This window comes from Cyanobium sp. BA20m-14 (genome assembly GCF_024346295.1).
In genome coordinates this window covers 1-9,314 of sequence record NZ_JAGQCR010000121.1, presented here as the reverse complement: position 1 = coordinate 9,314, position 9,314 = coordinate 1, and the positions used below count along the sequence as shown (strand labels likewise).

10 protein-coding genes and 1 pseudogene are annotated in these 9,314 nt (G+C 66.4%); 6 read left to right on the top strand and 5 right to left on the bottom strand.

The genetic code is table 11. The features are described 5' to 3' along the window. Nucleotides 1-316: 316 nt before the first annotated feature. The 3 genes from ntcA to KBZ07_RS11720 are packed head-to-tail and all read left to right on the top strand — an operon-like array spanning nucleotide 317 to nucleotide 2,686. On the top strand, nucleotides 317-982 hold the full coding sequence (gene ntcA / locus KBZ07_RS11730; protein ID WP_370594404.1) for a global nitrogen regulator NtcA: 666 nt from the start codon (nucleotides 317-319) through the stop codon (nucleotides 980-982). Between the two features lie 34 nt (nucleotides 983-1,016). Continuing rightward, nucleotides 1,017-2,210, top strand: a complete 1,194-nt coding sequence (locus KBZ07_RS11725) for a DUF3084 domain-containing protein (RefSeq protein ID WP_254931785.1) — start codon at nucleotides 1,017-1,019, stop codon at nucleotides 2,208-2,210. Further along, nucleotides 2,207-2,686, top strand: coding sequence for a resolvase (locus KBZ07_RS11720; protein WP_254931783.1), 480 nt, complete (start codon nucleotides 2,207-2,209; stop codon nucleotides 2,684-2,686). The genes KBZ07_RS11725 and KBZ07_RS11720 overlap by 4 nt, the downstream gene beginning before the upstream one ends. On the opposite strand, the gene KBZ07_RS11715 is transcribed toward KBZ07_RS11720, so the two are convergent. The 4 genes and pseudogenes from KBZ07_RS11715 to psbH form a co-directional block, all read right to left on the bottom strand. Next, nucleotides 2,664-2,921 (bottom strand): DUF3146 family protein, encoded by a 258-nt coding sequence (locus KBZ07_RS11715; protein WP_254931782.1) that lies wholly within the window; start codon nucleotides 2,919-2,921, stop codon nucleotides 2,664-2,666. The two genes, KBZ07_RS11720 and KBZ07_RS11715, sit on opposite strands and share 23 nt — an antisense overlap. 4 nt (nucleotides 2,922-2,925) lie before the next feature. Continuing rightward, a complete protein-coding gene (pth, locus tag KBZ07_RS11710; protein ID WP_254931784.1) occupies nucleotides 2,926-3,546 on the bottom strand; it encodes an aminoacyl-tRNA hydrolase in 621 nt (206 codons plus the stop codon). Nucleotides 3,547-3,743: 197 nt separating this feature from the next. Continuing rightward, nucleotides 3,744-3,900 (bottom strand): annotated as a pseudogene (locus KBZ07_RS16330) (TatA/E family twin arginine-targeting protein translocase); the annotation flags it as partial. 36 nt (nucleotides 3,901-3,936) lie between these two features. Beyond that, on the bottom strand, nucleotides 3,937-4,137 hold the full coding sequence (gene psbH / locus KBZ07_RS11700) for a photosystem II reaction center phosphoprotein PsbH (RefSeq protein ID WP_190388692.1): 201 nt from the start codon (nucleotides 4,135-4,137) through the stop codon (nucleotides 3,937-3,939). 119 nt (nucleotides 4,138-4,256) lie between these two features. Between psbH and psbN the strand changes: the two genes are divergently transcribed. Next, nucleotides 4,257-4,406 carry a photosystem II reaction center protein PsbN gene (gene psbN / locus KBZ07_RS11695; protein WP_197147890.1) on the top strand — a complete coding sequence of 50 codons (150 nt, stop codon included), beginning with the start codon at nucleotides 4,257-4,259 and terminating at the stop codon, nucleotides 4,404-4,406. Here psbN and KBZ07_RS11690 read toward each other — a convergent pair. Next, a complete protein-coding gene (locus tag KBZ07_RS11690) occupies nucleotides 4,346-7,312 on the bottom strand; it encodes a glycoside hydrolase family 38 C-terminal domain-containing protein (RefSeq protein ID WP_254931780.1) in 2,967 nt (988 codons plus the stop codon). The genes psbN and KBZ07_RS11690 overlap by 61 nt on opposite strands. 114 nt (nucleotides 7,313-7,426) lie before the next feature. On the opposite strand from KBZ07_RS11690, the gene KBZ07_RS11685 reads away from it, so the two are divergent. Both KBZ07_RS11685 and KBZ07_RS11680 read left to right on the top strand, forming a co-directional pair. Continuing rightward, nucleotides 7,427-7,546, top strand: coding sequence for a photosystem II reaction center protein I (locus KBZ07_RS11685; RefSeq protein WP_006172424.1), 120 nt, complete (start codon nucleotides 7,427-7,429; stop codon nucleotides 7,544-7,546). A 224-nt stretch (nucleotides 7,547-7,770) separates the two neighbouring features. Next, nucleotides 7,771-9,314: DUF3769 domain-containing protein (locus tag KBZ07_RS11680; protein ID WP_254931779.1), on the top strand; the 1,544-nt coding region annotated here is incomplete at its 3' end.

Sequence of the window (9,314 nt, the reverse complement as noted above, 5' to 3'; positions counted from 1 at the left end):
GCAAGGGCGGCAAGGGGCAAGCTGGCGGTCATGGACTCCCAGAAACGACAGCCACTGATGGGCGACTGCGCGAAGCTGAATGTAGCGGCATCGGGTCGCTTCACAAGCATCCGACCCCATCCCTAGCGGAAACACCTGTACCAACGCCCGTCGCCCCAGGGGGAGAGCCAGGAAACCGTGTGTATTGCTACAGGGATCCCCACAGGCGATCCTTAAGGTCCCGAGATATGCCAGAGCCATAATGGTTGGCGCTACTCACGGATTCAGCCGTACCGCCAACACTCCAACCACGGGTGCCCCTGGTTCGGTGGCGGGTATGGGCAGTGCCAGCCAGGCGGGTCCCACCCTGCAGGAAGTGATCCGCGGGCTGGCCGGCAGCACTGCCGAAACAATAGAGCGGGGAAAAACTATCTTTTTCCCCGGTGATCCGGCCGAACGGGTCTATCTTTTGCGCCGCGGTGCCGTGCGCCTGTCGCGGGTCTACGAATCCGGTGAGGAGATCACCGTTGCCCTGCTGCGCGAGAACAGCCTGTTCGGCGTCCTCTCCCTGCTCACGGGCCAGCGCTCAGATCGCTTCTATCACGCCATCGCCTTCACCCGGGTGGAGATTGTCACCGCGCCGGCGACGTCCGTGCGCAAGGCGATCGAACAGGATGCCAGCGTGGGGCTACTGCTGCTTCAAGGTCTCTCCTCGCGGATTCTGCAGACCGAAACGATGATCGAAACCCTCACCCACCGGGACATGAGTTCGCGGCTGGTCAGTTTCCTACTGGTGCTCTGCCGCGACTTTGGGGTTCCCAGCAGCCAAGGAATCACCATTGATCTGCGTCTTTCCCACCAGGCCATCGCCGAAGCGATCGGCTCAACCCGGGTGACCATCACCCGATTGCTCGGGGATCTGCGCAACGACGGCCTGGTGCAGATCGACCGTAAGAAGATCACGGTGTTTGATCCCATCGCCCTGGCCAAGCGCTTCAGCTGAACTCCGGAGATACTGGGGCCGGTTGCAGACGCACGTGACGGGTTGGCTGCTGATCCTGACGCTGCTGGTGCTGGGCGGAGTGCTCTCCAACCTGGGCGACCGTCTGGGCAGCCGGGTGGGCAAGGCAAGGCTGAGCCTGTTCAGGCTGCGGCCCCGCAACACCGCCGTTCTGATCACGGTGCTCACCGGCAGCCTGATCAGTGCCATCTCCCTCGGCCTGATGCTGCTGGTGAGCGAGCGCCTGCGCACGGGCCTGTTTGAACTCGACCAACTGGAGGAGCGCCTGGCCAACAGTCGTCGCCTGCTGGCCAGCAGCCAGCTGGAGCTCAACCGAGCCGAACAGGGCAAGCGAGATGCCCAGCAGCGCTTTGAGCAGGCCCAGGCCCGTGCCAGCAAGCTGCGGCAGGAACTGGCCCCCCTGATCGCCCAGCGCAATCGCCTGGAGCAGGAGCGCTCCCGGCTCAACCTCGAGGTGCGGGACCGGGACGCGGAGATTGGCCGCACCGAGGCCGAATTGAGCCAGGTGCGCAAGCGAATTGCGGCGGGAGCCCAAGAGCTCAAGGATCTGGAAAGCAACCTGATCGCCCTGCGCCGCGGCGATGTGGTGATCACCAGCGGGCAAATCCTCTCCAGCGCCAAGGTGGCCCTGGAGCGCCCCGAGCAAGCCCAGCAGGTGATCACGGCCCTTTTGCAGCAGGCAAACATCAACGCCTTCCGCCGGGTGTTACCCGGCCAACCACCGGATCGCCAGATCCTGCTGGTGCCCAGAAACGACATAGCCAAACTGGAGGATCTGCTCGCCAAGCCCGGCCGGTGGGTGGTGAGCATCCTCTCGGCCGCCAACGTGCTGCGGGGGGAGCGCCAGGTGCTGGCCTTCCCCGACCTGCGGCCAAATCGACCCGTGGTCAAGGCCGGCGAGGTGCTGGCCAGCACCACGGTGGAGGGAGACCTCACCGGCCCAGATGGCATCAACCGCCGCTTGAACCTGCTGCTGGCGGCGGCCTATGCCCGCGCCCAGCGCCAGGGCACGCTGGTGGAGGGGTTGCAGTTCGACGCAGCCAGCCTGAACCAACTGGGTCGGGCCCTGGGCGAAAGACCCGCTGGCCAGGTGGTGCAGCTGGAAGCCGTGGTGCTGCGCGATGCCGACACCCCCGATCCGATTGCAGTCGAGTTGCGCTGGTTGCGACCGCCGGCGGACGACATCCCGAGGGGGCCCCGGCGCCCATGACCGGCATGCAGGCATCCGCGTTGATCGCCGGTCTCGACCCAGGCAGCAGCAAATGTGGCCTGGTGCTGGCCGATTCATCCCAGGGGCAGGTGCTGGAGGCGGCAATCCTGCCTCCTCCAGCCAGCCAGGGCCTGCTGCAGGCCTGGCAGCAACGCGGCCTGGCCAGGGTGATTCTGGGCAACGGCACCGGCAGTAACACCTGGCGACCCCTACTGCGCCAACTCAACCTGGAGCTGACCCTGGTTGATGAGCGCGGCAGCAGCCTGGCCGCCCGCCAGCGCTACTGGGAGCTGGATCCGCCAAACCCTTGGATGCGCCTACTGCCCGCCGGCCTGCGGCTGCCCCCAAGGGATATTGACGACGTCGTAGCCCAGCTGCTGGTGGAACGCTGGCTGGGGGAACCGCTGCAGCGCCGCAACGGCGAGGTGCTGCGCCAGTGGCCACCCAATGGGTTTAAAAACGGGCCCGCACCGTGAACACATAGTCACCGCCGGGTTCCAGCTGGTAATCCACCTTGAGCAGGTAGCGCAGCAAGGCGTCCTGGATCAGGGCCCGCCCCAGGGAGGGCTCCACACTCAGCTCGCCGCGGTCAAACGCCCAGCGGAAACTCCAGCGATACCCACCGGCACTGACTTCTCCCTCCAGCACCCGCTGGCTGAAGCTCTGATGCAGGACGCGGAGCTGGGCAGTGGTGGCGGGTAGCGGGGCCATCGACTCATGCTGGCGTGCCGTGGGGCTGAAAACCGTTGAGCCGATTCCCCGCCCGCTCCAGGCCCAGGCGCTGAATCAGACCAAGGCCCGCTTCCACCTCACTGAGCACCGCCTCCAGCAGGGGCTGCTCAGCGGCACTGAAGCGCCCCAGCACGTGGCCGATGGTTTGGGCGCGGCGTTCGGCCGGCTCCTGGGCGGGGGCCCCGATGCCGATGCGCAGCCGGGGGAAATCCTGGGTGCCGAGGTGATTGATAGTGCTGCGCAGGCCGTTGTGGCCTCCCGCACTACCCCTGGCCCGTAGCCGCAGCTTGCCCAGGGGCAGGTCCATGTCATCGACCACAACGAGCAGCTGGGTCGGATCCAGGCCAAACCAGTCGAGGGCGGCACGAATCGAGCGACCGCTCTCGTTCATGTAGGTCTGGGGCATCAACAGGCGCAGCCGGGCCGCACCCTGACCCACCTCGGCGAGCAGGCCGCGCAGCTTGGTCTGCTGGCGAAAGGAGGAGCCTGCGGCGGCGGCCAACCGCTCAAGGGCCATGAAGCCAACGTTGTGGCGGGTGGCGGCGTAGTTGGCCCCGGGGTTACCCAGACCTGCCACCAGCTGTAGGGCCGAACTGGTCGCAATCACCCGAGCTCAGGCGGGCGGGCCGTCAACAGGCCGGGGCAGCCCCAAAGCTTCAGACTCAACCACCTGACCGACTGACTGGCCAACGGCTTGCCCAACCGACTGGCCAACTGCCTGAATCTCCCCAGGCCGAAGCTCGGACAGGTTGGCAGTCGTGATGTCAGAAGTGGTGATGTCGGCAGTAGTGATAGCTGATTTGAATTCCTTCTCGAATTCGGAGGAGGCCGACTGGAAACCCTTGAGGGTGCGGCCCAGGGTTTTTCCTAGCTCCGGCAGGCGCTTCGGCCCGAACACCAGAAGCCCGATGGCGGCGATCACCGCCATTTCGGGGAGTCCAATGCCGAAGATGTTCATGGAGCCGGTTTTGGCAGGGGAGGGATGGCCGCGGCCTCAGCCAAGTCCATTCCAGTTGACCGTGATGCCCTCGAGCAGCAGGGACTTGTTGTACAGCTGGAGAATCACCAGCAGGAACACCAGGAACAGCACCATGAAGATGCCCATCACGGGCGTGGTGCCCCAACCGGGAACAACCTTGCCGTACTCAGAGTTGAGTGGCCGCAGGATGTCGCCGAGGCGGGTGCGTTGGGCCATGACTGCTGAAGCCCCTCGGGCATTGAATCGCTGCCGTTACTGTAAGGGCCCTGAGCGCCCTGCCGCGCTGGGGCGTCGAGAGTTGTGACGCAACCCGACACCTGCACCTTTCCCTAGCCATGGATCCAACCACCACCAGCTCACCGGCCCTTTCCGTGGCCCTTGCCGTGCTGGCGGTGCTCCTAGCCCTCACCGGTTTTGGGGTATATCAAGCCTTCGGCCCCCCGTCAAAGGGCCTCACCGACCCCTTTGACGACCACGACGACTGAGGGACGACTGAGAGGCGCCAAAAACCGATGCTCCAGGGCAGCAGCAAGCAGGGATCCCCGCCTGGCAGCTGATCGAGGGGCAAGGGCTTCTCCAGCCCATCGAGACGCTGCATCAACCGCCAATTGGGGCCCAATTCCAGGCGGCGGCGACACGGGGAGCAGTTCTGCACGGTCAGCACCATGGTTGCTGTCGCCCCCGAGGGCCGGCAGCCCAACAGCAGCAAACCCTCCCCCAGGCAGGGCAAGGCCGGGCGCGGGGCGGGCCTGGCCTGGACCGCCGCCGGCCGCAGCCAGAGGGGCTCGCGAAAGGTCACGGCCTGCTGAGGCACCCCGGCGCGGCCCCAGCCAGGGCGACAGGGCATCAGGGCCAGCCGCAGCCGTTGGCGGCCGTTGTCGGCGCCGGGGTCAGGCCAGGTGGGGGCCCGCAGCAGGGACACGCCCAGCTGGCTCGGGCTCGCCGAGACCCCCTGGGGGCCATCGAGTAACACCGCCAGACCCCCATCGGCAGGCACCGATGCGATCCAGCTGATCGCCGCCACCTCCCAGCGGGCCCGCTCCCGGGCCGTGACCGGCTGGGCCGGCCGCTCGAGCACCCCCCCGGAGGTGTCGGCAGCCCAGCGGTCCGCCGGCTGGGCCAGGGGGACCTCCAGGCGCAGCAACTCGTGGCGCTGGCGCCAATCAACGCTCAGCACCAACTCCAACCAGGGGGTGTTGGCCAGCAAGCGCCCCTCCAGCCGCAGCCGGCTGGCACCGCAACAGCCGCGCCACAGAAAACTGGTGCAGAGCGGTCCGCGCTCGAGCCAGGTCGGCTCGCCCTGCCAATCCCACTCCAGCGGCTGCTCCCGGTAGTCGGCGGCGATATCCCATGCATCCCAGAACTCACCCCGATCGGCGTAGCGCCGCCAGGCCAGGGGAGCCCCGAGCTGGGGCTGGCCCGTGCCATCCCAGAGCTGCTCCAGGCCCTGGGGGCCCAGCTCAAAGCTCACCAATCCGTTGCCGCAGCGCCAGCCCTCAACCCACACGGGCGCTGTCACGCCAGCGGGGGATCCGGCCCTGCTCTCCAGCTTTAGCTCCGGCTCCAGCTCCAGCTCCAGGGCATCCACCCCGGCCAGAGCAGGCAACTGCAGCCACTGGCCGCCACCAGGGGCCGCCTGGGCCGGCAGCTCAAGGCCGGCATGGCTCCAGCGGCCCGCTGGCAACCTCAGGGTGCGGGCCCGAGCTGCCAGGGGCTGCAGCTGGGCAACCCACCAGCCCCGGCAGGGCCCTAGCCAGGCCTGCAGGGCCCGATCCCTTAGGAAGCAGGCGCGGCGGCGGGCGGCCCGCCACTGGGGCTCAGCCTGGTCAAACACCTCCGGAATCGAGGTGCCCGGCAGGATGTCGTGAAACTGCTGGAACAGCAGGGTCTCCCAGGCAACCGGCGGGCCTGAACCGGCCAGCGCCTGGGCCAAATCCGCCTCCCTCAGCAGGCGCTCCAGGGTGCGGTTGTGGCGCTTTTGATCGGGACGGGAGGTGGCGCAGCCCCGGTGCAGCTCCAGGTAGAGCTCATCGCGCCACACCGGCAACCGCCGGGCCAGCGGCTCGAGCTCGGCCAAGTAGGCCCGCAGGCTGCCGTGCCGCTGGGGTGCGGCCTCGTCTTGCTGCTGCCAGAGCCGCCGCTGCTCAAGCATTTCTGCCGTAGGGCCGCCGCCATGGTCGCCAACCCCAGGCAGCCAGAGGGTCCCGTCCACCCCCGTCGCCCCCTGCCAGGCCAGGCGATAGCGCTCCATCGCCAGCGGATCCCCATCGGTGCCGATCGGGGCAGTCATCAGGGCCAGCAGCTCGGCACCACAGCGGCTGCGCCAGCGAAACAGCCTGTGGGGGAAAGGATTGGTGGCGTTCCAGAAGAGCTTGTGGGTGCAGAACCAACGCACGCCAGTGCTGCGGGCCACGGCCGGCAGACCGGCGGCGAAACCAAAGCTGTCCGGCAGCCAGGCCAGGGCGTGCTCCAGCTCCGCAAAAGTGGTGGTGCTGTAGTGCTGGCCCAGCTGGAACTGGCGCAACAGCGAGGCGCTGCTGATCAACACACAATCGCTCTCGACCCAAGGGCCATTGATCGGCTCGAACCGACCGGCTGCGACCGCCCGGCGCAGGCGGGTGAACAGCTCAGGCCTGTACTGCTCCAACCAGGAGTAGAGGGCCGGCGTGGAGTGGGCGAAATGGAGCTCGCCGAAGCGCTCGATCAGATCCAGCGCAGCAGAGAAGGTGCGCTCGGCCGCCAGCCAGGTATCGGCCACCGGCCACAGCCAGGCCAGGTCCAGGTGGGCGTGGCCCAGCAGGTGGAAGCCACCGCGCAGCGGCTGGCCGGCCCGCAGCTGGGCCAGCTCAGCCTTGGTTTCGGCCAACAGGCCGGCGGGATCGGCCGGATCCAGGGGTTCGAGCTCCAGGCGACTCTCGATCAGGGCCCCGTCGTCGTGGAGGGGGCTGCGCAGCCGCAGCTCTATCAGCAGGGCCTCCCCCTGCCACCAGCGCTGGGGCAACACCCAGCGACAGGCCGTATCAAACAGATCGCCGCCATGCACCACCTGGCCATCCACCCGCAGTTCGGCCGTATCAGCCCACCAGCGCAACACCAGACGGGCCTGGGCCACCCGAGCGGGAACCTGGAGCTGCCGCCAGGGTTCCGGACAGGCCAGCTCCAGCCTCAGCCGGCGCCACTGGCCACCCCGGGGCCAAATCAGCAGTCCCCGGGAGTGCCAGTCGGGGCGATGCAGGGCCCCCCAGGGATCGGCCAGGGCCTGGCCCTGGCCACCCTCGGCCTGCGGCCAGCTCCACAGCGGCTGCAGATCCCATCGGGCTCCACGGGGCTGCGAACGTGACTGAAACGTTTCAATCCTCGGGGGCTGCCCTGGTGGAGGGGCCTCGGGCATCGTTGGATAGCAAGCCAAGACCCATAGGATGACCCCGCCACCACGGGGTCGAGCAGGCTCCCCCAAACGCCTGTCACTCCCTGTCACCCGCCCGCCGTTCCCCAAGGCCGAACCATGCTCGCCCTCAAGATCTCGGTTTACTCGGTCGTTTTCTTCTTTATCGGGATCTTCGTGTTTGGCTTCCTGGCAAGCGATCCCAGCCGCACCCCCAGCCGCAAAGACCTCGAAGACTGACCACTGGGGCCCAAGGCCGCCGGATCTCTATGGAATAATCGCGCCAATAGGGCGATTATCCGGAGAGCCTTCGTGTGCATGTGCTGTCCAGTTGCCCAGGCAAATTCAACGCAAATCAGGCCTTGGGGCTAATGCAACTTGGCTTGAACCTCCCGGCCAAATTTTTTAGCTGGAGACTCCTATCGCGCCGCCACCTGGCCCTGCTGGCGCTACCCGCGATCCTGATGCCCAGCCTGCTGAGTGGGGCCAGCCTCGCGGCAGAGAAGCCCAGCCCCCAAGGCCAGGGGGCCGGCCCTGCTCCAGCCCCATCGGCTGAGCCGACCCCGAGCTTTGTGGTGATCAGGGCCGACCAGCAGGGCTACGACCAGCAACTGAATCGCTTCGTGGCCACGGGCAATGTGCAAGCTCGCTTCAACGGCTGGCTGCTTCAGGCCGAGCGGGTGGAAATGGCAGAAAAGAGTCGCAGCATCTACATATCTGGCCAGGTGCGGCTCAGCAAGGGGGATCAATATCTTCAGGCCAGCCGGCTGCGCTACAGCGAACTGGAAGGGACCGGTGAATTGGATGATGTCTACGGCGTCATTGACCAGGACACCCTGCTAAGTGACCAACCAACCGTTGCCCAAAAGCCTTCCTTTGTCTGTCCACCCCTGGTGGCCGACCCGGCTAAAAAAAGCCTTGTGCGGCTTATCCCCCCTGGTCGCACCAACCTGCCGACCATGCCCCCCCCGGCCGGCTGCCCCGGCAGTGAATTCATCAGGCCTGCGCTGAGCTTGAACCAGGCGCTCGAATCTGTGGCCTTTGGCCCCCTGCCAGGCGAAACCCCAGCCAAGCCGCAGCCGCTAGCAGCGGGCGCGGGCGATCCGGAACAGCTCACTGCAGCTGAGCAGAGGGTGCGCAACGTGGCCTATCAACAAAGCTGGGGCACCCAGCTGAAGATCAATCTTGACGCCGTTATCGACACCAACGATTCACTCAACAGTGCTGGGTATGGGTACCGTCCACCCTCTGTCGAGGGGGGCAAGGTCAGCCGTCTGCGCTTCCAGGGCGCCCAGATAAAAATTCAGGCCAAGCGCTGGACAGCCGAAGAGATGGCCTTCACCAACGATCCCTTCACCCCTGCGGCCTCCTGGAGCATTGCCCGCAAGGTGGTGGCCGTCATGGACGACAAAGGGGTAACCAAGATCAAGGGTCGCAGGGCGCAGATACTGCTCGATGGCAAGGTATCCCTGCCTGCGATCGTCAACACCACCATTGGCGAGGAGGAAATACGTTGGGCCGCCGATACCGACAACCAGGATCGCGATGGCTTCTTTATCGGCTACAACCTCGATCCGATCAGGCTCGGGCGCAACGGCAGCCTGCGGCTCCAACCGCAACTCATGTTGCAACGGGCCTTGGAAGGCAACACCAACAGCTACGTATTGCCTGGCGAGAGCCTGGCCAACCCCAACACTGACCAGCCAGCCACCCTCGCTGACATGTTCGGCCTGCTGGCGGCGCTAAATCTGCCGATGGGCTGGCTGTCCCTGAACGCCCTGGCCAGCCTTTCAACCTTCAATCCCGACAATTTCCGCTCCGGCACCCGCAGCACCGGCCAGCTGAGCGCCCCCCTGGCCCTGCCAGGCCACAACAGCGCCAGCGCCAGCCTTTTTGGCTCTTACCGGGAGCGCATTTACAATGGCAGCCTAGGATTGCAAACAGTAGTGTATTCCTACGGCGCCAACTTAGCAGGCAGCGTAGTACTCAACAAACCAAAATCCCAGCG